Genomic DNA, 24,759 nt, shown 5'->3' on the forward strand with positions numbered 1-24,759 from the left:
CTAACGGACCCGCTCGGCCCGCGACATGCGGGTCCGGGCGCCGGCGGCCACGTGGATCACCACGGGGCCGCCGCGGCCCAGCGCCGCCTCCATGCCGGAAACAACGGCCGAGACATCGTCCGCGATCCGGCTGGGGGCCGCGCCCTGGCGCGGCTGCACCTTCACCCGCAGCCCGGCGTCGTGCGGCGCCTCCCACGTGGTGACGTGCACGGACACGACGTCGGGGCGGTCCGCCAGCGCGGCCCGGATCGCCTCCTCGGGCACCGAAGACGCGATTTCCACGATCCCGCGGGCGTCGTCGTCGTGGTAGTCGCGGGCAAAGATGCCCGTTTTTCCCTTGCCCTGCACCGCCACCCACCAGACCATCAGCAGCATCAGGGCGATCATGGCCACCACCACCAGGATCCACAGCCAGGAATCCCGCTGACCGGACAGGGTTGTGGCCGTGAGGACGGCGCCCCCCGCCTCCCCGGCGCGCGTGGCCAGGCCCCGCCAGCCGGTGGCGTAACCCGGTAAGGCGGAGAGCAGCAAGCCGTGGGCGCCCGCGGCGGTGAGCAACAGGCCAAGGATGGTGAGAACCACCCGGTTGACGGCGCGTGGTGTCTGGTTCACTGGCCCAACACCCCGCTCTCGGCAACGCGGACCCGGACGTCCGGGACGGGATCGATCCGGTTCTGCCGAAGCTCGTCCTCGACCGCCGCCCGCACACGATCCGGGTCAACCGGGATGCCGGACGTCGGGCGGACCTGCACCTCCACCAGCGAGCGCGAAACGACCACCAGGACCTGCTCGGGGGCGATGGCGGCCTCCGTGCGGGCCCGCCGTGCCAGCGTGGCGGCGATGACCTCGTTGTCCACGACCACCACGGCGCGCGGATCAGGGAGCGCGTGCCTGGCGCGGCGCCCGGGCAGGATCCCCTGGAGCAGGAAGTACAGCCCGAGCCCCAGCAACAACATGCTGCCCCCGGCAAGGACGATCGGCTCGGCGGTACCGGGCAGGCCCGCCAACCAGTTCCACCATTGCTCGGGGGAACGGATCCACACGTCCTGTCCGAGCGACTTCATGGCGGCTTCGAACATCAGGTAGAGGCAGACGGCGGTCACCGCGAGCGCGGCGACGATGGACGCCCCGGAGCGTGGCGAGTGCAGTTCGCGGCGCTCGAGGCGGGACTTCTCTTCGGCGGTCACTGGACCCTCCTCTCCGGTTGGAGCAGGATGCCGGTGACGCGCACGTCCACCCGGCTCACGTGCGTGCCGGTCAGTTCGACAAACCGGTCGCGGATTGCGGCACGCGCCTGCCGCGCGCGCTCCCAGACGGTCGGGCGGCCGGCCGCGTCGATTCCGTGTGGGCCGATCGGCAGGGGAAGGCTCAATCCCAGGGCGAGCGATCCGAACTCGTCGTTGAGCCCCACGCGCACCTGGCCCGGCGGGACGGAGAAGACGTCGGCCGCCACGGCGCGCGCCGCGCTGCTGAGTGCCTGCGTGCTGATCCGTGTGTGCCCCCCGCGGTGGGGCCCGGCGGGGCGGGGCTCGGCGGGGTGGGGCTCGAAGTGGCTCACGAGGACGAGCGCCGTCCGGTCAGGGCATCCTTGACACCGCGCAGGTCGATGCGCCCCTCGAGCACACGGCCGACGAGCGCGCCGACCGCGAGGAAGATCGCCATCAGCACAAAGCCGCCGAAACCGTAGGCCAGCGCGGCCCAACCGAGCACGGCGGCGACTGCGAGTCCAAGCAGGGTGGGGTTCATCGTGGCTCCGAGGCGGTGTGGGTTGTGGCGGGAGGTTGCAGGCCGGGCAGGTGGACGTCGCCGATTTCGACGTTGACTTCGATCACGCGCAAGCCGGTAAGGGCCTCGACGGCGCGGTACACGGCTTCCCGAACGTCCGCGGCGATGGCATAGAGCGGGCGGCCGTAGGCGGCGGTCAGCACGATGTCGACGGCGGCCTCGGAGGTGCCGACCTCCGCGGTCACGCCGTGGGCCGGTTCCGGACCGGCGCCGACCGCCCCGCGCAGCGCACCCAGGGCCCTGCCGGTGCCGACGCCGAGCGAGTGGACGCCGTCGACCGCCCTCGCGGCGGCGGCCGCGACCTTGGCAACGGCGGCTTCGGAGATGGCGGTGGTGCCCGTGGCGCCGATCGCGCCCGCGGTCCGGTCTAGCCTGGGCGGCATGCTGGGCTCCGGGGGAAGAGGGTCCGGCGTTGTGTCTTGGCGGTCCATACGACCAGACTACCGCCCGGCGCGGATGCGGCGCCGCCCTTGTGGGAGGCGGAAAAATCCCCGGATGCGACGCGTCCGGGCAGCAGAAAACCCCCCGGGAGATCCCGAGGGGTTTTAGCTGGTGGCTCCGACCGGCGTCGATCCGGTGACCTTTCGATTTTCAGTCGAACGCTCTACCAACTGAGCTACAGAGCCTGGCATCATCTGACGATGATCACCGTGATCCTCCGTCGCCGGAAAACCAAAGCGACCCTGACGGGACTTGAACCCGCGACCTCCGCCGTGACAGGGCGGCGCGCTAACCAGCTGCGCTACAGGGCCTTGCTTGTGGGGATGCCCCCACTGTTCGCGAGGTTTTACCCTCGCTCACAAGACCTAAACTTTAGCAGAGGAAATCCCCGCTTGTGAAATCAGGCCTTGCTTGTACCCCCAACGGGATTCGAACCCGTGTCGCCGCCGTGAAAGGGCGGTGTCCTAGGCCTCTAGACGATGGGGGCCGGAACTCCACGTGGAATCTCTCCCGCGCAGTGGACCTCATAAACTATAGGTGAAGCGCCGTGATCCGCAAAACCGCCACGCGCGGGCGTCCGGGGCGCGCGGCTGGGTAGAGTCGGGGCATGGCCTACAGCATGTCCGCGGACGATTTCGAGGAGGCGGTGGTGCAAGCCCTCGACGAGGTCCCCAAGCCGCTGCGCGACATGATGGACAACGTCGCGATCTTCATCGAAGACCGCTACGAACCCCTGCCGCACGAGGACCCCGACACCACGCTGCTGGGGCTGTACGACGGCGTCCCGCTCACCGAGCGGGACCTCGGCTGGGGAGCCGCCTCCATGCCGGACCGGATCATCGTCTACAAGGACGCCATCCTGGAGATCTGCGATACGGAGAAGGACGTGGTGGAGGAAGTGGGCATCACGGTGGTCCACGAGATAGCGCACCACTTCGGCATCGACGACGAAACCCTTCATTCCCTGGGATGGGGATGATGGGCGCCGGAACCGGCGACTCGGCGCGGCACAAGGACCACGCGGGGCACGGCCACGGCCTCTCGGGCGGAACCGCCACGGGACGCCACCGGCGGAAGCTGGCGCTCGTTGTTCTCATCACCCTCCTCGGCGTCGCCGCCCAGTTCGTGGGCGCCGTGCTGTCCGGCTCGCTGGCGCTACTCGCGGACGCGGGACACATGCTCTCGGACGCCGCGGGGGTGACGATCGCACTGTTCGCGGTCTGGGTCGGCGGCCGGCCCGCGACATCGAAGCGAAGCTTCGGATGGCAGCGCGCCGAAGTCCTCGCGGCCCTGGCGAACGCCGCGGCGCTGGTGGCGATCGCCGTCGTCATCTTCATCGAGGCCATCCGCCGCTTCGGGGAGTCGCCGGACATCGATACCCCCACGATGCTGTTCGCGGCCGTCGGCGGCGGCGTCGCCAACCTGGCCTGCCTGCTGATCCTGCATGGCGGTCGGCGCGACAGCCTGAATGTCCGTGGCGCCTACCTGGAGGTCCTGGGCGACCTGCTGGGATCGGCCGCCGTGGTGGCCGCCGCCGTCGTCATCATGCTGACGGGCCTCGGCGCCGCCGACCCCATCGCGTCGATCGCCATCGCGCTGATGATCCTCCCCCGCGCCTGGTCGCTGATGCGCGAGGTGGTCGACGTGCTGCTCGAGGCCACGCCGCGGGGGGTGGACCTGGACGAGGTGCGCGAGCACATCCTCTCCGTCGACGGCGTCGCCGAGGTCCACGATCTACACGCATGGACCATCACCTCGGGCGTACCCGTCTGCTCGGCGCACGTGGTGCTGCAGGCCGAATCCTTCACGCCGGAGGGCGCCCACCGCGTCCTGGATCAATTGTTGGAATGCCTCGGGGAGCACTTCGACACCGAGCACTGCACCTTCCAACTGGAGCCCGCGGGGCACGTCGGCCACGAGTCCGCGGGTCACGCCTAGGCCCAGTCAGCCCCGCAACGACGGGACTGAATGACACTCATGTGATTAGTGATGTTGTTGTTACTTATGTTGCCACTGTCGCTTGAAGTGACTTACGCTCGAGACAATTCGTTATCCGAACCGTGACCTTGGGCGTCCTCGCACCCGCCCCGGCACGGGAGTCTCCGCAGTGAGGATCAGCATGGCCAAGCGGCACACCTTGGGCGTCGCCCTGTGCACCATCGCCCTCGTGGGAGGCGCCGCCCTCGCGGGAACCGCGGCCAGCGCTTCCCCCGGCGACTCCTCCCGCACCGTCCCGGTCGAGTTCAGCAGCGCGGACGTCGAGGCGGCCAAGGACAATCCCTCCCGCCTGGCGTCCATGGTGGGCCGGATCGAGTCCGCCATCAAGGACTCCAACACCCAACTGCTCGGCGCCGAGACATTGGCGCTTGAGGGCCTGGATGCGTCAACCGCCGCGGCGGAGGTCCTCCGGGAACGCAACGACGCCGCGAAGGACGCGCGGAGCCAAGCCGCCAAGGCCTCCGTCTACTACGACACCGTGCAGGAGCAGGTCGGCCAATTGGCCGGCGACCTTTACCGCAACGGAGGCATCAACCCGGGCGTCACCTCGCTGCTCGAAGAGGGCGAGGGCAGCGACGTCCTCTACAAGGCGGCGACGATGAACACCCTCGCGGCGAACCGCTCCCGCACCCTGACGACCGCGCAGCAGGCCGCGGCGCTGTGGGCCGACTGGCAGAACTACGCCGCGGCCTCCGAAGACGCAGCCGCCGACGCGGCGGGCGCCAGTGCGGACGCCCTGGAGGCGGCGGAGCGCACCCGCGGAATCTACGAGGAACGCGCTTCCGCCCAGGAAAAGCTGCGTGCCGAACTCGTCGCGCAGTTGGCGTTCCTCAGGGACACCTCCGTCGCCGAGGAATCGAAGCGGATTGAAGCCGCGGAGAACGCCCAGCGCGACGAGGCACTGGAGGCCGCCCTGGCGGCACGCCCGGAAGCTCCCGCGGCCACGGCTCCCGTCGCGGCCTCCGCGCCGACTGCGCCAGACGCGGTGCCGGACGTTGCCCCCGTGGCGAGCTCTCTGACCCCCGTCGCGCCCGCTGCTCCGGCGGGCGACGCCGGGCCCGCGGCCGTGGCCGCGCGGCCCGGCACCCCCGCCCCGTCGGCGACCCAACCCACGCAGGCGCCCCGGCCCGCGGCACCGAAGCCGGTGGCGAGCAAACCGACCACAGCCAAACCAACCCCGGCCCCCACCAAGGCGGCGACACCCAAGCCGGCGCCGGCGCCGACCAAGACCGCGACGCCGAAGCCCACGCCGACGCCGACGCCCGAGCCCGAACCGGCTCCCTCGGCTGGAACCAGCTCCTCGATCGTGGAACCCGCCATTTCCTGGGCGCTCAAGACCGCGGCGGACGACGGCATCAAGTACCTGTACGGCGGCAACGGCCCGGACTTCTTCGACTGCTCGTCGTTCACGCAGCGCGCCTTCGGCAAGGGCGGCCTGCCGCTGAGCCGCACGTCCACCACCCAGTATTTCAACGCCCCCACCAAGGTGCCGCTGAGCCAGCTCAAGCGCGGAGACCTGGTGTTCTCCACAAGCAACGGCGGGGCGTCGTTCTACCACGTGGCGATCTACCTCGGAAACGGCCAGGTGGTCCACGCGCGGAACCCGAGCATGGGCATCTCCGTCACCCCGCTGAGCTACGTCAACAACCTCTACGCCTACGGCGGGCGCTACTAGCTAGACGTCGAGCGGATCGTCGAACTTGGGGCGGTCCGCCAGCCGCGGGTCCTCGCGGTCGGGAACCACCATCACGGGGCCGCGGGAGTGGTGCAGGACGCCCTGGCTTGTGGACCCCAGCAGCATTCCGGCGAAACCGCCGCGTCCCCTGGAACCCGTGACCAACAGGGTCGCGACGGAGGACTCGTGGATCAGGACCTCGATCGGCGGGCCCTCGATCACGTCCGACTCGACCGTCAGGTCGGGGAAGTGGCTCTTGAGCCACCGCGTTCCGGCCCGCAGTTGGCGCCGCACGTCCAGGGTGAGCGCCTCCTGGTCTACCGTCGCCGGCATCCACGCGAGCGATCCGCTGATCGGCGGCAGCGCGCACACGATCCGCAACGGCACGCCGCGGTTCACGGCCTGCTCCGCGGCGACCAGCACTGCAAGGCGCGCGCGTTCGGAACCGTCGACGCCGACCACCACAATGTCGCGCATGCCCGAGACGCCCTCGGCGCGCTCGGAAACGCACAGTGGAACCACCACCGTGGGGCACTTGGCATGGGCGGGCAGCGCGCTGCTCACCGATCCCAAGAGGCGGCCCACAAAACCACCCCGGCCGCGCGTGCCGACGACCACAAGGTCCGCCTGCGCGCTGAGGTCCAGCAACACTCCGGCGGGGTCCCCGGACTCCACGCGCGTGCGCACCTCGACGTCGGGGTCGGTCACGGTGGCACGGGCCTGCCGGAGGACCTCCTCGGCGCCGTCGCGGATGACCTGGTCGTCCAGCGTGGCGTAGCCGGCATCCATGCTGGAGGCCGCAAAGACGGGGATGGTGTAGGCCGTGACGATGTTCAGGGGGACGCCGCGGCGCTTGGCCTCGGCCGCGGACCACTCCAGGGCGCAGAGCGCGGGATCGGAGCCGTCCACGCCAACGACGATTCCCTGGACCGGGACGGTCGATCCATCGTGAGTTTGTTCACTCATGGTCTTCGCTCCTTGGTGATTCGCGGGGCACCTTTGCCACCATTGTTCACCCTACCCAGACAACCGTCCACGTCAGCGGAAGGAAGCACATAGGATTTTCACATGCAAAAACAGGCCTCGTCCGTCATCGACCGCTACTTCCGGATCTCGGAGCGTGGTTCCAACTATTCCCGTGAGATCAGGGGTGGCTTCGCCACCTTCTTCGCCATGAGCTACATCGTGGTGTTGAACCCGCTGATCCTGTCGGGGGCGGACTCGGGCGGAACGTCTCTGGGGATAGAACGGGTCGCGGCGGCCACGGCGCTGGTGGCCGGCGTGATGACCATCCTGATGGGCTTCTGGGCCCGGCAGCCGTTCGCCATCGCCACCGGACTCGGCGTGAACGCGTTCGCGGCGGTCACCGTGGCCACCAATCCGGGCCTCGAATGGGCGGACATGATGGGCCTGGTGGTGCTGGCCGGCCTGACCATGTTCGTCCTGGTGCTGACCGGCTTCCGGACGGCCGTCTTCAACGCGGTCCCGGCCAGCCTGAAGACGGCGATCGTCGTTGGCATCGGCATGTTCATAGCGCTGATCGGTCTGGTGAACGCTGGCTTCGTGCGGCGCGTGCCCGACGCGGCGCACACCACCGTTCCCGTGGGGCTCGGCGTCGACGGCGAACTCCTCGGCTGGCCGACGCTCGTTTTCGTGGTGGGCCTGCTGCTGACCATTGCCCTCATGGTGCGGCGCGTGAAAGGCGCCATCCTGATCGGAATACTGGTCGCCGCGATCTTCGCCAACATCCTGGAATCCGTCTTCCACGTGGGCCAGTCCTCGGCGGACAACCCGCAGGGCTGGTCGCTGGTGGTTCCCGGCATCTCCGAGTGGAACGCGCCCGACCTCGGCCTGATCGGCTCGGCAGACGTCTTCGGCGCGTTCGGCAGCATCGGCGCCACGGCGGCGCTGCTGCTTACGTTCGCCATCCTGCTGTCCATCTTCTTCGACGCCATGGGCACCATGGTGGGGCTCGCCACCGAGGCCGGGACCATCGACAAGAAGGGCAACATCGAGGACGTGGACAAGGTCCTGCTGGTCGACTCGCTCGGCGCCGTCGCGGGCGGTGGGGCGTCCGTCTCCTCGAACCAGATCTTCGTCGAGTCCGGGGCGGGCATCGGGGAGGGCGCGCGGACCGGCCTGGCGTCCGTGGTCACCGGCGCGCTGCTGATTGCCGCGATGTTCCTGACCCCACTGGTCAGCCTGGTGCCGTTCGAGGCCGTGGCGCCCGCGCTTGTCGCCGTCGGCTACCTGATGATCTCCCAGGTCACCAAGATCGACTGGACCGACGTCGGCGTGGCCCTGCCCGCGTTCCTGACCTTTACGCTGATGCCGTTCACGTACTCGATCGCCAACGGCATCGGGGCCGGGTTCGTTTCCTTCGTCTTCATCCGCGCGGTCCAGGGGCGGGCGCGAGACGTCCACCCGCTGATGTGGGCCGTCGCCGCGGCGTTTGTGCTCTACTTCGGGATCGGAGTGATCGAGCAGGCCGTGGGCATGTAGCGACCCACGGACAGGCGGCCGCACCCGATTGGGTGCGGCCGCCTTTTACGTGTTGCGGTCCCCGCTAGACGGTGGCCTTCGAGGTTCCGCGGCGGACGCGGTCCGCCTCGTCGATGTCGTGCAGGCTGACGCCGCGCGTCTCGCGCATGGCCAAGGCCGCGACGATCGTGATGAGGCTGGCCGCCAGCAGGTACAGGTTGACGCCCATGTATCCGCCCGTTTCCCGAAGGATCGCCGTGGCGATGATCGGGGCCAGGGATCCGGCGAAGATCGACGTCACCTGGTAGCCGAGGGAGACGCCCGAGTAGCGCATGCGCGTCGGGAACATCTCGGCCATGATGGCCGGTTGGCCCGCGTACATCAGCGCGTGGAAGCCCAGGCCGATCACGATCGCCAGCACGATGATGAAGTTGTCCTTGGTGCCGAACATCGGGAACGCGAAGAAGCCCCAGGTGGCGCCGAGGATGGCACCGGCCAGATAGACCGGGCGGCGACCGACCCTGTCCGTGAGGCGGCCCGCCAGCGGCACGAAGATGAAGTGGGCGACGTGCGCGATCGCCAGCAGCCCGAGGATCGAGGCGGTCTCCACCTTGAGGCTGCCCAAGTAGACGATCGAGAAGCTCACCACGATGTAGTAGAGGATGTTCTCGGCGACGCGCAGGCCCATGGCGGTCAGGATGCCCTTGGGGTACTTGCGCACAACCTCGCCGAGCCCGTAGGAGACGGCCTTGGTCTCCTCGACCTCGCGCTTGGCCTCCTCGAAGATGGGGGCCTCGGAGATGCGGGTCCGGATGAAGTAGCCGACCACCACAACGACGGCGGACAGCCAGAACGCCACGCGCCAGCCCCAGGAGAGGAAGGCGTCGTCGCTGAGGACGGTGGACATCACCAGAAGCACAACGGTCGCCAGCAGGTTGCCGATCGGCACGGCCGCCTGCGGCCACGAGGCCCAGAAGCCGCGCGATTCGTTGGGCGAGTGCTCGGCGACCAGCAGGACGGCACCGCCCCACTCGCCGCCGAGGGCCAGGCCCTGCACGAAGCGGAGCAGGACCAGCAGCGCGGGGGCCCAGTAGCCGATTTGGCCGAACGTCGGCAGGCAGCCCATCAATACCGTCGCGATGCCGATCAGGATGATGGTCAGCTGCAGCGTGTACTTGCGGCCCAGCTTGTCGCCCAGGTGGCCGAACACGATTCCGCCGAGCGGGCGGGCGATAAAGCCGACCGCGTAGGTCAGGAACGCGGCGATGACGCCGTCGAGCGGGTTGCCGGTCTTGGGGAAGAACTGGGTGCCGAACACCAGCGCAGCCGCGGAGGCGAACAGGAAAAAGTCGTACCACTCGACGACCGTGCCGGCCATCGACGCGCTGACGATCTTCTTGAGGCCGCCGTTGGCCTGAGAGGTTGGCGCGGTGTCGCGTGCGCTCATGGGGTTCTCCTCGGGGAGGTGGGGTGACGCTCGTCACATGGAATCCCCTCGAGTATGGTCTACTGAAAAATGCAGGTCAATGACGAAGACTGCAGGAGCAACCTGCATTTCCGCAGACATCTCGCCGTCGCACACCAGGAGGATGGGCGTTGCCACAAGCCGAGCCGGCCCCGCCCAGCGCGGACGACCTCCTGGTGCTGCGCTCCGTGGCCCGCACCGGCCGCTTCACCACGGCAGCGGAGGAGTTGGGGCTGAACCACACCACGGTCTCCCGGCGGATCGCCATGCTCGAGGCCGCTCTGGGCGCCAAGGTGCTGGTGCGCGTGGCGGGCGGGTGGGACGTGACCGAGATCGGCCGGCGGGCCGTGGCGGCGGGCGACTCCGTGGCCGCCGCCCTGGCGGCGGTCGCCCAGGTTCCCGAGGCGGCGTCCGGAATCTCCGGCGTTGTGCGCCTCAGCGCCACGGACGGAATCAGCGCCTATGTGATCGCCCCCGCCGTTGCGCGGCTCCGGCGGGCCAACCCGGAGCTCCGGGTGGAGATCGTCGCGGCAACGCGCAGGGCCTCGCAGATCCGCTCGGGCATGGACGTGGAGGTGGTGGTCGGGAAGCCGCAGGCGCACCGCGCCCGGATGTTCCACCTGGGCGACTACCGCCTGGGGCTGTACGCGTCCCGCGGTTGGCTCGACGAGCACGGCACCCCCGGAAGCCTCGAGGACGTGGTGCGCCACCCGCTGGTCTACTTCATCGACTCGATGCTGCAGGTGGACGATCTGGACACCCCGCGACGGCTGCTCCCGGGCATGCGGGACTCGATCACCTCCACCAACGTCTTCGTCCACGTGCACGCCACGCGCGCCGGCGGTGGGATCGGCCTCCTGCCCTGCTTTATGGCGGCGCAACACGCCGACCTGGTCAGGATCCTGCCCCAGGTTGCCGAGCAGTTGTCCTACTGGCTGGTCTCCCGCGAGGAGTCACTTCGCCAGCCGGCGGTCGCCGCGGTGGTCGCCGCGGTGCGCGGCGCGGTCGGTGAGGCCCGGGGGTTCCTGCTTGGCGAGGACCCGGCGCCTCCGAGGCCCTAGGCGGACCCGGTCAGCGGGCGAAGGCCCGCACCTTGGCGTCGTCCCAGTGGTGGGCGGGAACACCGCCGCCGAGCAGCTCGCGCAGCATGGCCGGCGTCGCCGGTATGGGGCTGTCCGATCCCGCGATAATCATGTTCCCGTGCCGCCGCCCCTTGAGCATCGCCGGATCCGCGACGATCGCGGTGTGTTCGAACACCCCGGCTATGACCGCCGCCTCGGAGCGGGCGTTGTCCAGGCCGGGGGTGTCGCCGCAGTTCACGACGTAGAGGCCGCCCGCGTCGAGCACCCGCTGGGCCTCGCGGGTGAAGGCCGGCGTCGTCAGGGCGGCCGGCGTCTTGTCCCCGGCGAAAACGTCCCGGATGACCAGCTCGCGGGTGGCGGAGGTCAGCGAGGCGAGGACGGCGCCGGCCTCGCCCACACGCAGGCGGAGCAGGGGCGCGCGCGGGAGGTCGAACCACAGGCGGACCAGCGCGGCGAGCTTCCCGTCCAGCTCGACGACCACTTGCCGCGCGTCGCTGTACTCGGACGAAACCCAGCGGGCCATGGAGCAGGCGCCACCCCCGAGGTGGAGGGCGCGCAGGCGCCGCGCCGCGCCGTCGTGCTCGCCGCCGTCGTACTCGGCCGGAGCGAAGCGGGCGCGGACCAGCGCTGCGATCCAGCGCATGTACTCGAAGTCCAGGCGCGCCGGATCGGCCAGGTCGACGTGGGAGGACGGCACGCCGTTGACCTTCAGGATCCACCCGGTGTCGCTGTAGGCGTCGCGCTCCAGGGTGGCGGTGCCGGTGTCGATCGGATAGTCGCCGGGTGCGGGGCCGGAGGGTGCCTCCTCGGCGGTGGCCTTGGCGGCGGCCTTGGCCTTGCCCCTAGCCACGACGGACCATGCGGATCTCGCTGAGGCCCTCCCACCGGCCCTCGAGGGCCTCGCTGCGGCCGTCGGCCTCGAACCCGTGCTTCCGGTAGAAGGCCTGGGCGCGAGGGTTGTGCTCCAGGACCCAGAGCGCCGCCGGCAGGTCTCCGATGGCCGCGCGCATCAGGCTGAGGCCGAGCCCCGTGCCGTAGGCCTCGGCGAGAACATAGAGGAGCTGCAGTTCGACGCCGACGCCCGCGTCGGCGTCGTCGTCCAGGACGGGGGCGCCGCCCGAGCAGCCGACGACCCGCCCGTCGTTGTCTTCGGCCATCCACAGCTCCGCGCCGGCAGCCAGCCCGCGTGTCCACCAGTCGATCTGCCCCTCGCGGGCCGCGGCCGTCTCCGCGAAGAAAGACTCGGGCCGCTGGGTGGAGTAGGCCTCGCGCCACGCGGCCAGCTTCATGTCGAGGACGGCGGGGACATCGGCCGCGGTGGCACGGCGGACGGTGTATTCGGAGACAGTCATGCTGACAAGGTTAGTCGGGGCGCCGGGCCCGTGGCGGCGGTTGGACGCTAGAGGACGACGGCGAGCGCGAAGCCGTCCCAGCCCTTGGCCCCCGTGGTTTGGATGGCCGTGGCGTCCACGCGCGGGTCCTGTCCGAGAAGCTCCAGCGCGGCCCTGGTGCCCAGGGTGGCCCGGCCCTCCACGGTGTCCGGGTCGCCGGGATCGAGCACGCTGCCGCCGCGGACCACGTTGTCCAGCACAATCACCGAGCCGGGCCTCGTCAGGCGCAGGGCGCGGTCGAGGTAGTTTGGGTTGTTCTCCTTGTCGGCGTCGATGAAGACCAGGTCGAACGGTTCCACGCCGTCGGCCTCCAGCCCGGACAGCGTGTCCAGCGCCGCTCCCACGCGGATCTCGACCTTGTGGCCGACGCCGGCGTCGTCCAGGTTTGCCCGCGCCACCTCCGCATGAAGCCGCTCGTACTCGCAGGTGGTGACACTCCCGTCGTCGGGCAGGGCGCGCGCCATCCATGTGGTGCTGTAGCCGCCCAAGGTGCCGACCTCCAGCACCCGCCGCGCTCCGGTCAGTCGGACGAGGAGGGCCAGGAGCTTGCCGGCGCCTGCGGTGACCTCGATGGCGGGCAGGCCTGCAGCCTCGGCCCTGGCCTTGCCCCGCAGGAGCACCGGATCCTCGCCCACCACCGTGGCGGACAGGAAGGCGTCGACCTTCCCCGGGGTGGCCGCGTTGCCGCCGTCGGCCCCGGGAGCATCCAGGTCAGCCACCGTGGCCGCCCCGCCCCAGGCGGCCCAAGGCCGACTCCAGGCGCTCGACCTTACCGTCCAGTTCGCCCGTCCGCCCGGGGCGGATGTCCGCCTTGAGCACCAGGGAGACGCGCGAACCGTGGGCCGCGACGGCCTCCGTGGCGCGCTTGACGACGTCCATCACTTCGTCCCAGTCGCCCTCCAGCTCCGTGAACATGGACGAGGTGCGGTTGGGCAGCCCGGACTCCCGGACGACGCGGACGGCGGCCGCCACGGCGTCGTGCACGGAGCCGTCCTCGCTGGACGTGGACGGGGCTACGGAGAAGGCAACGATCATGGTTCCAGCGTGCCACCGACTCCCGCCCATGTCACGGCGCCCATGGTGTCCCACGCCACGATCTATGGAAAACTTGATGCGGCCGCCGCCCGATCGGACGCGGTTTCCCACGCCACGATCCAGGCAGGACCATGCACACCACCACCGACAACGCCCAGGCGCCGGGCTCCCGGACCACGCTGAACCGGAAGCTCTCCCTGCGCCACATCCGGTTCATCGCCTTGGGCTCCGCCATCGGAACCGGGCTGTTCTACGGGTCTTCGGAGACCATCCAGGCCGCAGGACCGGCCGTGCTGATCGCCTACATCGTGGCCGGCTGCGCGGTCTTCGTGGTGATGCGGGCGCTTGGCGAGATGGCCGTCCGGCACCCCGTGGCCGGGTCCTTCGCCCAGTACGCGGACCGCTACATCGGCCCTCGCACGGGGTTCCTGACCGGGTGGACGTTCGCGTTCGAGATGATCATCGTCGCCATTGCGGACATGACCGCCGTCGGCCAGTACATGGGCATGTGGTATCCGGACGCCCCGGGATGGATCTGGATGTTGGCCGCGATGCTGTTGATCGGCGGGCTGAACCTGCTGCGCGTGAGCGTGTTCGGGGAGCTCGAGTTCTGGTTCACGCTGATCAAGATCGCCACGATCATCGCCATGATCGGCGGCGGGCTCTACCTGATCCTCTTCAACGTCAGCGTCGGCGGCTACCAGCCCGGATTCCACAACCTGTTCGACCACGGCGGGTTCGCCCCGTTCGGCGTGTGGGGCATCGTTATGAGCCTGGGCATAGTGGTGTTCTCCTTCGGCGGGATCGAGACGCTGGGCATGACGGCCGGGGAATCGGACAACCCCCACGTGGCCATCCCCAAGGCCGTGAACACCGTTCCCGTGCGCATCCTGGTCTTCTACGTCCTGTCCATCGGCGTGATGCTGTGCCTCTTCCCGTGGAACGAGATCGGCTCCGAGGGCAGCCCGTTCGTGCAGGTCTTCGCCGGTCTGGGCATCCCGGCCGCCGAGCACATCATCAACGCCGTGGTGCTCACGGCCGCCCTCTCCGCGATGAACTCCATCTTCTATGCCGCCACCCGCACCATGTACGGGCTGGCGGAACAGGGCCACGCGCCGAAGTCCTTCACCCATGTCTCGCGCAACGGCATCCCCATCTGGCCGGTCGCCATCATCTGCGCCTGCCTGCTGGTGGGGCTGGCCCTCTACTTCTGGATCCCGGACCAGCTGTTCCTGCTCGTCGCCTCGATCGCTACCTTCGCGACGGTCTTCACATGGAGTTCGATCCTGTTGTCGCACCACCGCATGCGGCGGGAGATGCGGCGGGACGGCCACGAGCGCGGCGCCTTCTCGCTGCCCGGCTGGCCGGGGCTGACCTACGTGGCGATCGCCTTTATGGCGCTTGTGGTGGTCATCCTCGCCTTCACCCCGGCGGGACGCACGGCCCTGGTTGTCGGCTTCGTCTGGATCGCGCTGCTCCTGGTGGCCTACCACTTCCTGGTGGGCAGCGAGGGTCGCCACCGCACGGTGCTCGAGGTGCGGGACTAGCTCGACGTGCGGGACTAGGCGTCCCGCCCCCGGTAACTCTCGACGTCGACGGGGCAGTGGCCGAAGCCGCCGCCCTTGCCGCGACGGTGGAAATTGAGGACCTGGCCGGTTCTCCCGCAGCCGCATGTGCCGGTCTCGACGTCGCCCACATCGTCGGTGAGGAGGAAGCCGGGGTAGCTGGTGTTGAGTGCGTCCAGTATCGCGATGGTGCCGGCGTTCCCCGGGGCGAGTTCCCTGCCGACGTCGCCGGAGTCCCGGATGGACACGTAGCTCCACGGGGGGACGTGCTTGCGGTGCAGGTGGCATTCGACCGCGAGCATGTTGGACTCGACCATCCCGTACATGTCGCGCACGTTCGCCGGGCGGACCGCGAGCAGGTCGCGGCATCGTTCGCGGAAGTCTTGGGCAGGGATGGCCTCGGCCGCGTACTTCTTCCAGCCGCCCAGGGTGATGACCATGCTGTACGGGTCCAGGCGCAGGTTGATTTTCTCGTGCTCCAGGAACTTCAGGAACCGGCGGATGAGGAACGGGGGCCCGACGATGTGCCGGGTCATGCGGCCCTTCCATTTCTGCAGCTCCGCCAACGCCTCCCGGGGGTCGAACGTCTGGTCGCCGTCGAGGAACGTGTGGTGGTCGAAGACGCTGTTCAGGATGTTGAAGTCCTTGAGCAGCCCCATTTCCGAGGCTCCGGCGTCCGACGGGTTCAGGAAAAGCCCCGCGCCGCCGGACAGGCTGAAGAACTCCCGGTAGGTCCCGGTCAGGCCAACCAGCGCGCGGGTTACCGTCTCGGTGTTGCGGCGGGCCAGGGAGGGAACGCCGCTGGTCCCGCTGGAGCTGGTCTCGGTCTCGACGGCGGACAGGGAGCAGGTAAGCAGGACTTGGGCGTCGGGACGCTTGAACATGGCAATCGGCAACAAGGGCAGTTTTTGGAGGGCGCCCACGCCGTGGATCGCGCCGGGGTCGACCCCCAACGCATCACATTGCGCCGCGTAGAAGCCGTTCCTGGCCCTGTGGTCCGTTGCGGCGTCCCGCAGGACGTTCGTGACCGACCGCGCCCAATCGTCCGGCGATTGGGCGTGCGCCTTCGACACGTCTCCCAGCATCTGCGCCAGGGAGAGTCCCGGGTCGGGCACCGGCTCCCCGGCCGTCGCGCGGATCGGCACGAACTGTTCGGACTGGACAGGCAGCAGGGGCGCGCTATCGGCGTGGTAGTAGCTGGTCTGGCCGGTTGCCGGCATAAGACTGCTTTTCATCTCTCTGTCTCTTTCCTCCATGCAGCCCGGTCAGCCATACCGCCGCAGCTCCGAGAAGAAGTCGTCGATGACCCCGAGCTGGCCGCTGCCGGCCACCTCGTCGTACACGTACTTGCCCACCGCCAGGTCGAGCACTCCCAGCCCGAACGGCGAGAACACCACCGGCCGGTCCTCCGGCAACGAGACCCTGCCCTCCATAACGTCAGCCAGGGTGCCGTCGACGAAGTCCCGGTGGCCGAGCGTCTGCTCCACGAGGTGCGCGGACGTTCCGGCCTTCAGGCAGTGCTCGACGTCGTCCAGGATGTTGGTCGAAGCCATCAGGATCTCGGGGGCCAGGTCGCGCAGGGACACGTGGAGCACCAGCGGGTTGTGGTCGAACCACGCCACGTCGTGCACATGGGGCTGGGACGCGATGGTGGCGAACACCACCAGGTCGCTGTTGCGGATCAGCTGCTCCGGGCCATCGTGCACGGTAACCCGCGCGCCGGTGCCGCTCCGCTCCAGATAGCCCTTGAATCCCTCGGCGCTCTCGACCGACAGATCGAACACCCCGATCTCGTCGAAGGACCAATCGGTCGCGTCGAGGAAGGTGTGGATGTACCGGGCGATGAGGCCCACTCCGAAGAATCCGATGCGCCTGGGACGTCCGCTGCTCCGTCCCCGGCTGAGCCAGTCCGCGGCGGCGGCCGCCGAGGCCGCCGTCCTGGAGGCGCTGATGATGGAGCTCTCCATGCAGGCGAAGGGGTACCCCGTCGCCCGGTCGTTGAGGATGAGAACCGCGGAGGCGCGCGGTATGCCCGACGCGACGTTGTCCGGGAAGCTGGATACCCACTTGATGCCGTCGACTCCCACGTCTCCCCCGACCGATGCGGGCAGGGCGATGATCCGCGAGGTGGGCCGGTCCGGGAAGCGCAGGAAGTAGGACGGGGGGTTCACGGAGTCGCCGGCCGCGTGCACGCGGTAGGTCTGCTCGACCAGCTCGACGACCTGCTTCTCCCGTCCCTGAAGCACCTGCTGCACCTGGGCCCCGGGAATGACCGCGAACGGTGGAACCGTCTTCGGCTCCGCGTCGGCGGGGGCTGGCGAAGTGGCGAAATCAGTCATCGGACACCGTCCTGATTGGTAGCGAGATCAAAAACATTCAGCGGCTCGGCCATGCCGACCAGTACTTCGCGTGGCCCCTCGTACGCCTCGCGGCTGTGGGCCATGCGCACGTTGTCCACGAGCATGAGGTCCCCGGTCTCCCACGGCGTTCGAAGGGTGTTTGCCTCGTAGACCTCGTTCAGGAGTGCCACGATGTCCTCGCCGATCGGCTCGCCGTTGCCGAAGCGGGTGTTGAACGGCAGCCCGTCGGGGCCGTAGACGTCCACCAGGTACTCCCGAATCTCGGGCGCGATCGTCCACTCGCTGAGGAACGCGACCTGGTTGAACCAACAGCGCTGACCGGTCACCGGGTGCCGGACAACGGCCGGGCGGCGCTGCCGGGTGCGCAGTTCCCCGTCGGGCTGCCACTCGAACTCGATCGCGTGCGATCGGCAGTAATCCTCGACGGCGGCGCGGTCGGAGACGCCGAACGCCTCCTCGTAGGTGGCACCGATGTCCTCGTTGTAGCTGCGGGTGAGCAACCACCCCTCGCTTTCGAACCGCCGGACGATGTCCGCGGGCAAGGCGTCGAGCATCGTGCGGGCGTCCGCCACTCCGGTCAGCCCGCCGACGCTTGGCGCCTGAAGGCAGGCGAAGAGCATCAGGCCGGGAAACTCGAGCGCGTAGCTCAGCTCGTGGTGCATGCACATGGGCTGGTTCGCGGGCCACTTCAGGGACGAATACACGCCGTCGAAGTAGGGCTGCCTGGCGGCAAAGGCCTCCCGGTCCGGCATCAGGCCGTCCGGAACGAGCCGTCCGAACACGTTGGCCACCTCGGCCGGGTCGCGGAGGCCGAGCCCGCGGACCAGGACCGCGCCATGCTCGGCCACGGCCACACGCAGGGCCTCACCGTGCTGCTCGGCCCACTGCACGGGGTCGTGGCCGTCCTCGACGGCGAGCATCGGCAACCGGCCGGCCTGGCGTTCCACGTCGAGCTGGGTCCTGGGTGAAGGCGACGACATTACGGGTCCTTTCGTTTCTGAACAGGTGCTGGGTTGGAGGGTCAACTGGTCTTCCCGCCGGTGTCCGGCGGGGTGGCGCCGCCGGCGGGCGACGGGTCGAGCAGGATCGCCAAGTCCGCGAGGACGGGCGTCTGCATGATGTCCTTGATCGACACCGCGCGCTTGAGCAGGACGGCCAGTTTGACGGCCGACAGCGAGGTGCCGCCCAGCGCGAAGAACGAGTCCTGCCTGCCGATCCGCCCCGCAGGGAGGCCGAGGACCGATGCCCACGCCTCGGCAAGTCGCTGCTCGGTCCCCGTCAGCGCCTCCGTCGCGGCGTCGGTCTCGGGAACGACCTCGCGCGCCATGCGGCCCAGGGCCTTCCGATCGATCTTGCCGTTGCCGGTCAGGGGCAGGCTCTCCTGCCACCGGTACGTCGACGGGACCATGTAGCCCGGGACCCGCGACGACATCTGGTTGCGGATGTCGTCGACCTCGAGCGGCCGGTCGCCGGAGTAGAACGCCACGAGGAACTTGGACTGCCCGGCGCCCTCGCCGACCACGACCGCGCCGTCGCGGACGCCGTCGACCCGCAACAGGGCGTTCTCGATGTCGCCGATCTCGATGCGGAACCCGGAGATCTTGACCTGGTTGTCGTGCCGGCCGAGGTACTCCAGCTTGCCGTCCGCAGACCAGCGCCCGAAGTCGCCGGCTCGGTAGAGGCGTGCGCCGTCCACATACGGGTCTGTGGAGTATGCCTGCGCCGTGCGCTCGGGATCGTTGATGTACCCACGCCCCACGCACACCCCGGAGAAGGCGATCTCGCCCGGCGCTCCGAGCGGGACGAGACGCTGCCGCTCGTCGAGGATGTGGATCCTGACATTCGGAATCGCCCGGCCCAGTGGCACGTGGTCGCTTGCTGGCGCCTCGCTCATCACCTCGTGGTTGGTGTCGTCCGACGTCTCCGTCAGTCCGTAGGCGTTGACCAGCTTGACGTCGGGCATCACCTCGAACCAGCGGCGGACCAGCTCCCGCTTCAGGGCTTCTCCGGTCGCCGAGACGCACCGAAGTCGCGGCAGGGCGCGGGGTTTGCCGTCCAGGTAGGCCACCACCGCGTCAAGGTACGACGGGACGACCTGGAAGACCGCCACCCCGCCCTGTTCCACCGTGTCGACGAACCGCTCGACGTCGAGGATCCGGTCCTGGGCGACGATGAGCGTGCTGCCGCCGACGAGTAGGGCCGACACCAGCTGCCACAGCGAGATGTCGAAGCACTGCGGCGCGCTCTGCGCGACGACGTCGCCTGGGCCGATGCCCAGGTCTTCGATCTTGGCGAACAGATGGTTCACCATCCCGTCGTGCTCGCACATCGCGCCCTTCGGCTCGCCCGTCGAGCCGGAGGTGAAATAGACGTACGCGAGCTGGTCCGGGCGCACCTCGACCCCAAGGTCGTGGGCTGCGTGCCCCTCGGCCTCGACGTCCCCGAAGAGGATCTTCGTCACCGCGGGCATCCCGGCGAGTGCTTCGTCGAGGGTCGTGGTGCTGCCCTCCTCCGACAGCGCCATCCGGGCGCCCGCCCGGGTCAGGGTCCTGGCGATCCGGTCGGCGGGGAAATGCGGTTCTATCGGGAGGTACGCGCCTCCGGCCTTGAGGACGCCGATGACGGCGGCCATCCACTCCAGGTCACGCTCGGCGACGACCGCCACGATCTCCTCGGCCTTCAGTCCGCGCTGGAGCAGGGCCCGGGCGAGCCGGTTGGCGCGGGCGTTCAGTTCCGCGTACGTCCACTCGCGCGTGTCCTGGATGGCCGCGATGCGCTCGGGATGCTCCCGAACCCGCTCCTCGAATAGCTCGTGGAAGCGTCGCTGGGGACGGGCGCGCTCGGGTCCGGCCAGCTGCTCGAGCTGGAGGCGCCGCTCGTCGGCCTCGACCAGGTCGGCCTCGATGGGCTCGGCCTCGGGGTCTGCGATCAGATGGCGCAGCGCCGTCAGGTGGTAACCGGCGATCCTGTGGGCGGCCCCGGCGTCGAGGACGTCCCGTCGGTAACGCAGGCGGAGCACCTCGCCCCCGGATGTTCCCAGGAGGAAAACACCGAGAACGATGCCCTCGGGCAGCTCGGACTCCTCCCGCCCCGCTCCGAACACCACCTCGTACCCGCCGGGGCCAGCCTCGTGAAGGGCTTCGCGGTCGCGCGACTCTTGGACCAGTGCACGCCAGGACCGGCGGTCCAGATCGAGGTTGCACTGCCAGGTACCCGCCGTGTCCAGGCGGCCGGTGGAGACCTCCGCCTCGCCGGACAGGGCCTGAAGCACCCTCGCGTGGGCCGCCAGCCAGATCGAGCCGGGCGTCACGTCCATGGCGCGGGCCAGCGCCCCCACCTCCGCGCGAAGGTCCTCCGGCACCGGCGCCTCGACCAGGTCCTGGCCCGCCCGGCGGTCCTGTGTCCACCGGGGAATCAGCGGCGCGACCTCCGGACGGGAGGGCAGGTTGCCGGACGGGGCGGCCGTGTTGTCGGCGGCGGTCCGGCAGGTGAGCGCTTGGGTGATCGTCATGACACGGACCTTTCCAGGGCTGCGGGGGAAGTGGTGGCGGCGCGGGATTCGTTGGCCGGGTTGCCGCCCCACAGGGATCCCCGGGTGAGGGTTGTCCCCTTCATCACGAAGGAGTCTGCGGCGACGACGACGCCGTCTTCGATGGTGACGCCGTAGTGGATGAAGGCGGCGACGCCGAGCGTGACGTCGTCCCCCACGGTGTCGCGGTCGGACTTGAACATCCCGTCCTCTTGGGAATGGGATTGGATAGTGGTGCCTGCGTTGAAGGTGCAGCGCGACCCGATTGTGACAAGGCTCCGCTCGACGATCCCCAGACCGTCGTCGAAGACCCGGGTCCCCATCCGCACGCCCAGCAGGCGCCAGATCATCGGCTTGAACGGCGTCCCGTTGAAGAGGGCGACGTATCGACTCTGGGCCTGCAGCTTCCAGTACCGCTCGTGCCACCAGAAGTACGGGTTGTAGATGGAGCACAGCTGGGGTTGCAGCCGCCGGAACCCCGTCGCGAGATGCTGGATGCCGACCGGCACCAGCACGCCGAGGACCAGCATGACGACGAACGAGGCGCTGAGTGCCAGGAAGCCGAATTGGTCGGAGAGCTCGAGCGCGGCGAACATGACCAGCATGGCCAGCGACGCGTTGAACCAGCGCGCAAGCATCAACAGAACCATGGTGCGCAGGTTGTGCCGGTTCTTGGCCGCGAGGTCCCGGCGGAGGCGGGAACGGCTCGTATGCTCCTCGGGAAGCGCGTCCCGCAGGACCGAGCGCGGAATCTCGAATGCCGGCGATCCGAGCAGGCCGACGTTGTGGCGCACCGGCCCGTCGACGGGGACCATCACCTTGGTCGCGAGCAGGCAGTTGTCCCCGGTCCTGGCTCCGGCCGGGTAGAGAACGTGGTTGCCCAGGAAGTTGCGCGCCCCGATCTCCACCGGGCTGACCTTGAACGACGTCGCCGAGTAGTCGGTGTTCATAAACGACACCCCGTCGGCGATCATCGTGCCGGTGCCCACCGTCGACAGGTACGGGTTGTCGTGCTTGAACCCCGTGCCGAAGTTCGAGCCTGTCTGCTGGAGCTGCGGCTGCTTGTAGCCGATCGACCGCACGTAGTTCACCACGTACGAGCTGTCCCCGAACAACGTACCGAGCATGGGGCTGTTGGTCATCCTCGCCACCGTCCGCGCCGCCGCGTCCCGCAGCCCGAACATCGGATACACCGTGTCGGGCTTTACGGCGAGTTGGAACACCCGCGGCACGGTCGTGATGAAGACCAGCGCCACCACCGTTCCCCCGATGACGCCCAGCCCGGCGAACGCGACGGCGTCGGCGTAGAACGTCCAGTTCGCGAACGCCAACGGCTGCGCCTCCAGGAGGGCCGCCACGGGCGGGTAGGCCAGGACGACCAGCGTGATCACCAGCCCCACCATGGTGCGGCCCAGGCCCAGCGTGCCCACCAGCTGGGAGGTGGCGAACCATCCGCGGCGCATCGGCCGGTACGGCATGGGGTCGATCGTGCCGAAGTCCGACTCCGTGCGCCGGCCCGGCGAGCCGTGCCAGCGCTCGCCCCCGGGGACGGCCTGTCCCGTGTAGAGCGTGGATCGGTGGGCCAACTGCGAGCCGTCACCCATCTCCGTGTTGATGTCTAGGACGCTGCCCTCGCCGATGATCACGTCCCGGCCCAGCGTCACGGGCCCGAGTTGCAGGACGCCGCCGTGGGCGCGGTAGCCGTTGACCACCACGTCCTTGCGGATGACAGTCCCCTCCCCGATGGTGAGCAGGTCGGTGCAGACCGGGAGGCGGTTGGTCAGGATCGTCACGTTGCGGCCCACCGTCGCGCCCATGGCGCGCAGGTAGAAGGTCGTCAGCGGGGACCCCGTCATCAGCGAGAGGGGCGAAGTCCGCATCAGGGTCTTGACCAGCCAGAACCGGAAGTAGTCCAGGCTCCAGATGCGGATCTCCCGGGGCCGGAAGCGCCCGATGATGATCCACTTCCCGGCCACCGGAAGGATGCACATCAGCACGAACGTGGCCGCGGCGAAGGCGATCGAACGCAGGTAGATCACGGCGAAGCTCGTCCCGTGGGCCAGCCAGTGGTGGTTGTCCGGGCCCGCCTCGGGGAACATCCAGTAGTAGCCCAGAACCGCGAGCGCACCGGCGAGCAGGCAGTAGCCGACGTAGACGAGGACCTGCAGGGCGCCGCAGAGAACGTACTCCCACGTCCGCGCATCCATGGGAGCCGGCGTTTCCGGCACGGAGGCCAGTATCGGCGAGGACTCCTCCGGACGGTCTTGTTGCGAGCGCTCGTGCAGGGCCGCGGCGAGCGCGAAGACATTCGGGTTGCCGTAGATGTCCTTCATGGACACGGTCGGCAGGTCCGGCTGCTTGCGCACCCGCGCGCAGAACTGCGCCATCACCAACGAGTCCGCACCCAGCTCATGGAAGAAATCCGCGTCCGCCGGAACCTGCTCGACGCCCAGCAAGCCGGCCAGCACCTCGGTCAGCCGGGCCTGAAGGGACACCGGTTCAGCGGGCGCCAGGGCCGCGGACAGGGCCGCGATCGTCGGGTGCTGGTAGATGTCCTTGATCGAGATGGTCGGCAGGTCCGGCTGCTTGCGCACGCGCGCGCAGAACTGCGCCATCACCAACGAGTCCGCACCCAGTTCATGGAAGAAGTGGGCGTCCACCGGGACGTCGTCCTTCTTCACCACCGCGGCGAGAATGTCCGCCAGCCGGCGCTCAAGTGGGATGTCCGCTCCGGCGCCCCCGGTTGCCGGTACTGCTGGGAGTTCCCTCCTCGTGGAGATCGTGGATTCTGGAGGCGTCGGCAGGGTGTCGACGAGCTTTTTCACTGCGAGAAACTCCCTACTGAGGCAGCGGATTCCGTAACCGGAGCGGCGGCGGGGTGGCTTGGCTCCGAGACCTGGTTGGTTGCTCGGCCGGGTGCGGTGGGCGCGTCGTCGCTGGCGAGCGCGTCGGCCCCGAAGTTGTCGAGCACCCAGTCGGGCTGGTAGATGGTGTCCAGGTACGGGCGGCCCAGGTCCGGAGAGATGGCCACCGCGGTGAGGTCCTGCGCGTGGTGGTCCGCGAGCCAGGTCATGGCGCCGTGGACCACGGTCCCGGTGGAGCCGCCGAACAGGAATCCGCGCGCGGCCAGGCGGTGGCAGGCGCGCACCGTGTCCAGCTCCTCGACCATCACGACGTCGTCGATGAAGGACTCGTCGAGCTGGGGCGGGCGCATGCCCATGCCCAGGCCCGGGATCAGGCGGGTGCCGGGCTGCCCGCCGAACGTGACCGAGCCGGCGGCGTCGACGGCGACGATCCGGACGCCGGGCCGGTGCTCGCGGAAGTACCGGGCGCACCCCATGAGGGTGCCCGTGGTCCCGGCGCCCACGAACAGCACGTCCAGGTCCGGGAACTGGTTGGCGATCTCCGGGGCGGTCCAGCGGTAGTGCGCACCCCAGTTGCCGGGGTTGGCGTACTGGTTGAGCCAGACGTACCGCTTGTCGGACCCGCACAGGTCCCGGACGTGGTTGAGCCGGGCGCCGAGGAAACCGTCGACGGGGTCCGGCTCGGTGACCAGGTCCACCTGCGCGCCGAGGGACTCCATCAGTTGGCGGGTCGCGGGGTTGCAGCGGGGGTCGATCACGCACACGAAGCGGTAGCCCTTGCTGGCGGCGATCATGCTCAGCGCGACGCCGAGGTTCCCGGAGGAGGATTCCACAAGCACGGAGCCGGGGCCGATCAGGCCCTCCCGCTCGGCGCGCTCGACCATTTCCCTGGCCGGCTTGAGCTTGATCGAGCCGGCGAAGTTGAAGCCCTCGATCTTCAGGTACAGGCGGCGACCCAGCACGCCCTCCAGATCCACGAACAGGCTCTGCTCGTTGAACAGGTGCGGATCTTTGATAATGGGCATGGTCTCCCTCGTTCTCTCGCCATCATCTCGGCCCTTGGGGGCCTTTCGGATTAAATTTGTTGA

General features: G+C 69.2%; 23 protein-coding genes and 3 tRNA genes. 6 read left to right on the forward strand and 20 right to left on the reverse strand.

What is annotated here, in order from left to right:
* The 8 genes from AC3ZJJ_RS14940 to AC3ZJJ_RS14975 all read right to left on the reverse strand — a co-directional run bounded on the left by AC3ZJJ_RS14940 (position 1) and on the right by AC3ZJJ_RS14975 (position 2,713).
* A complete protein-coding gene (locus AC3ZJJ_RS14940; RefSeq protein WP_489892610.1) occupies positions 1–612 on the reverse strand; it encodes a hypothetical protein in 612 nt (203 codons plus the stop codon).
* Positions 609–1,187, reverse strand: coding sequence for a hypothetical protein (locus AC3ZJJ_RS14945; protein ID WP_489892611.1), 579 nt, complete (start codon positions 1,185–1,187; stop codon positions 609–611). The genes AC3ZJJ_RS14940 and AC3ZJJ_RS14945 overlap by 4 nt, the downstream gene beginning before the upstream one ends.
* Positions 1,184–1,558 carry a hypothetical protein gene (locus AC3ZJJ_RS14950; RefSeq protein WP_489892612.1) on the reverse strand — a complete coding sequence of 125 codons (375 nt, stop codon included), beginning with the start codon at positions 1,556–1,558 and terminating at the stop codon, positions 1,184–1,186. The genes AC3ZJJ_RS14945 and AC3ZJJ_RS14950 overlap by 4 nt, the downstream gene beginning before the upstream one ends.
* Entirely contained in the window at positions 1,555–1,746 is a 192-nt protein-coding gene (locus AC3ZJJ_RS14955; protein ID WP_489892613.1) for a hypothetical protein, read from the reverse strand. Before AC3ZJJ_RS14955 ends, AC3ZJJ_RS14950 begins: the two co-directional genes overlap by 4 nt.
* Positions 1,743–2,216 carry an Asp23/Gls24 family envelope stress response protein gene (locus AC3ZJJ_RS14960; protein WP_489892614.1) on the reverse strand — a complete coding sequence of 158 codons (474 nt, stop codon included), beginning with the start codon at positions 2,214–2,216 and terminating at the stop codon, positions 1,743–1,745. Before AC3ZJJ_RS14960 ends, AC3ZJJ_RS14955 begins: the two co-directional genes overlap by 4 nt.
* A gap of 119 nt (positions 2,217–2,335) precedes the next feature.
* Positions 2,336–2,411, reverse strand: a tRNA-Phe gene (locus AC3ZJJ_RS14965).
* A gap of 52 nt (positions 2,412–2,463) precedes the next feature.
* Positions 2,464–2,537: transfer RNA gene (locus AC3ZJJ_RS14970), tRNA-Asp, on the reverse strand.
* Between the two features lie 103 nt (positions 2,538–2,640).
* Positions 2,641–2,713 (reverse strand) — tRNA-Glu (locus tag AC3ZJJ_RS14975).
* Positions 2,714–2,833: 120 nt separating this feature from the next.
* Between AC3ZJJ_RS14975 and AC3ZJJ_RS14980 the strand changes: the two genes are divergently transcribed.
* From AC3ZJJ_RS14980 to AC3ZJJ_RS14990, 3 genes are all read left to right on the forward strand, one after another.
* On the forward strand, positions 2,834–3,205 hold the full coding sequence (locus tag AC3ZJJ_RS14980; protein ID WP_489892615.1) for a metallopeptidase family protein: 372 nt from the start codon (positions 2,834–2,836) through the stop codon (positions 3,203–3,205).
* A complete protein-coding gene (locus AC3ZJJ_RS14985) occupies positions 3,205–4,164 on the forward strand; it encodes a cation diffusion facilitator family transporter (protein ID WP_489892616.1) in 960 nt (319 codons plus the stop codon). The genes AC3ZJJ_RS14980 and AC3ZJJ_RS14985 overlap by 1 nt, the downstream gene beginning before the upstream one ends.
* Positions 4,165–4,345: 181 nt before the next feature.
* On the forward strand, positions 4,346–5,899 hold the full coding sequence (locus AC3ZJJ_RS14990) for a C40 family peptidase (protein ID WP_489892617.1): 1,554 nt from the start codon (positions 4,346–4,348) through the stop codon (positions 5,897–5,899).
* On the opposite strand, the gene AC3ZJJ_RS14995 is transcribed toward AC3ZJJ_RS14990, so the two are convergent.
* Positions 5,900–6,865 carry a universal stress protein gene (locus AC3ZJJ_RS14995; RefSeq protein ID WP_489892618.1) on the reverse strand — a complete coding sequence of 322 codons (966 nt, stop codon included), beginning with the start codon at positions 6,863–6,865 and terminating at the stop codon, positions 5,900–5,902. It abuts the gene before it with no gap.
* Between the two features lie 102 nt (positions 6,866–6,967).
* On the opposite strand from AC3ZJJ_RS14995, the gene AC3ZJJ_RS15000 reads away from it, so the two are divergent.
* Positions 6,968–8,401 (forward strand): NCS2 family permease, encoded by a 1,434-nt coding sequence (locus AC3ZJJ_RS15000; protein WP_489892619.1) that lies wholly within the window; start codon positions 6,968–6,970, stop codon positions 8,399–8,401.
* 64 nt (positions 8,402–8,465) lie between these two features.
* Here AC3ZJJ_RS15000 and AC3ZJJ_RS15005 read toward each other — a convergent pair whose 3' ends face one another.
* Positions 8,466–9,827, reverse strand: coding sequence for an MFS transporter (locus AC3ZJJ_RS15005; protein WP_489892620.1), 1,362 nt, complete (start codon positions 9,825–9,827; stop codon positions 8,466–8,468).
* Positions 9,828–9,976: 149 nt separating this feature from the next.
* On the opposite strand from AC3ZJJ_RS15005, the gene AC3ZJJ_RS15010 reads away from it, so the two are divergent.
* The gene (locus AC3ZJJ_RS15010; RefSeq protein WP_489892621.1) at positions 9,977–10,906 is read left to right on the forward strand and encodes a LysR family transcriptional regulator; all 930 of its coding nucleotides are present in this window, start codon (positions 9,977–9,979) and stop codon (positions 10,904–10,906) included.
* A gap of 10 nt (positions 10,907–10,916) precedes the next feature.
* On the opposite strand, the gene AC3ZJJ_RS15015 is transcribed toward AC3ZJJ_RS15010, so the two are convergent.
* Genes AC3ZJJ_RS15015 through AC3ZJJ_RS15030 form a run of 4 tightly spaced genes read right to left on the reverse strand, consistent with a single transcriptional unit; the run spans position 10,917 to position 13,353 of the window.
* On the reverse strand, positions 10,917–11,777 hold the full coding sequence (locus AC3ZJJ_RS15015) for a spermidine synthase (protein WP_489892622.1): 861 nt from the start codon (positions 11,775–11,777) through the stop codon (positions 10,917–10,919).
* Positions 11,770–12,279, reverse strand: a complete 510-nt coding sequence (locus tag AC3ZJJ_RS15020; protein WP_489892623.1) for a GNAT family N-acetyltransferase — start codon at positions 12,277–12,279, stop codon at positions 11,770–11,772. The genes AC3ZJJ_RS15015 and AC3ZJJ_RS15020 overlap by 8 nt, the downstream gene beginning before the upstream one ends.
* 47 nt (positions 12,280–12,326) lie before the next feature.
* Complete coding sequence (locus AC3ZJJ_RS15025; protein WP_489895861.1) at positions 12,327–13,028, reverse strand: O-methyltransferase; 702 nt, start codon at positions 13,026–13,028, stop codon at positions 12,327–12,329.
* A gap of 1 nt (position 13,029) precedes the next feature.
* Positions 13,030–13,353, reverse strand: a complete 324-nt coding sequence (locus AC3ZJJ_RS15030; protein ID WP_489892624.1) for a thiamine-binding protein — start codon at positions 13,351–13,353, stop codon at positions 13,030–13,032.
* A 131-nt stretch (positions 13,354–13,484) separates the two neighbouring features.
* Between AC3ZJJ_RS15030 and AC3ZJJ_RS15035 the strand changes: the two genes are divergently transcribed.
* The gene (locus AC3ZJJ_RS15035) at positions 13,485–14,900 is read left to right on the forward strand and encodes an amino acid permease (RefSeq protein ID WP_489892625.1); all 1,416 of its coding nucleotides are present in this window, start codon (positions 13,485–13,487) and stop codon (positions 14,898–14,900) included.
* A 14-nt stretch (positions 14,901–14,914) separates the two neighbouring features.
* On the opposite strand, the gene AC3ZJJ_RS15040 is transcribed toward AC3ZJJ_RS15035, so the two are convergent.
* Genes AC3ZJJ_RS15040 through sbnA form a run of 6 tightly spaced genes read right to left on the reverse strand, consistent with a single transcriptional unit; the run spans position 14,915 to position 24,696 of the window.
* On the reverse strand, positions 14,915–16,153 hold the full coding sequence (locus AC3ZJJ_RS15040) for a LuxE/PaaK family acyltransferase (RefSeq protein ID WP_489892626.1): 1,239 nt from the start codon (positions 16,151–16,153) through the stop codon (positions 14,915–14,917).
* 30 nt (positions 16,154–16,183) lie between these two features.
* Positions 16,184–17,257, reverse strand: coding sequence for a 2,3-diaminopropionate biosynthesis protein SbnB (sbnB, locus tag AC3ZJJ_RS15045; RefSeq protein ID WP_489892627.1), 1,074 nt, complete (start codon positions 17,255–17,257; stop codon positions 16,184–16,186).
* Entirely contained in the window at positions 17,254–18,258 is a 1,005-nt protein-coding gene (locus AC3ZJJ_RS15050) for a TauD/TfdA family dioxygenase (RefSeq protein WP_489892628.1), read from the reverse strand. The genes sbnB and AC3ZJJ_RS15050 overlap by 4 nt, the downstream gene beginning before the upstream one ends.
* A gap of 41 nt (positions 18,259–18,299) precedes the next feature.
* Positions 18,300–20,789, reverse strand: a complete 2,490-nt coding sequence (locus tag AC3ZJJ_RS15055) for a non-ribosomal peptide synthetase (protein ID WP_489892629.1) — start codon at positions 20,787–20,789, stop codon at positions 18,300–18,302.
* A complete protein-coding gene (locus AC3ZJJ_RS15060) occupies positions 20,786–23,632 on the reverse strand; it encodes a Pls/PosA family non-ribosomal peptide synthetase (protein ID WP_489892630.1) in 2,847 nt (948 codons plus the stop codon). Before AC3ZJJ_RS15060 ends, AC3ZJJ_RS15055 begins: the two co-directional genes overlap by 4 nt.
* Positions 23,629–24,696: a 2,3-diaminopropionate biosynthesis protein SbnA gene (gene sbnA / locus AC3ZJJ_RS15065; protein WP_489892631.1), complete on the reverse strand. Its 1,068-nt coding sequence runs from the start codon at positions 24,694–24,696 to the stop codon at positions 23,629–23,631. Before sbnA ends, AC3ZJJ_RS15060 begins: the two co-directional genes overlap by 4 nt.
* Positions 24,697–24,759: the final 63 nt, after the last annotated feature.

Source organism: Arthrobacter sp. AOP29-A2-19, assembly GCF_058138025.1.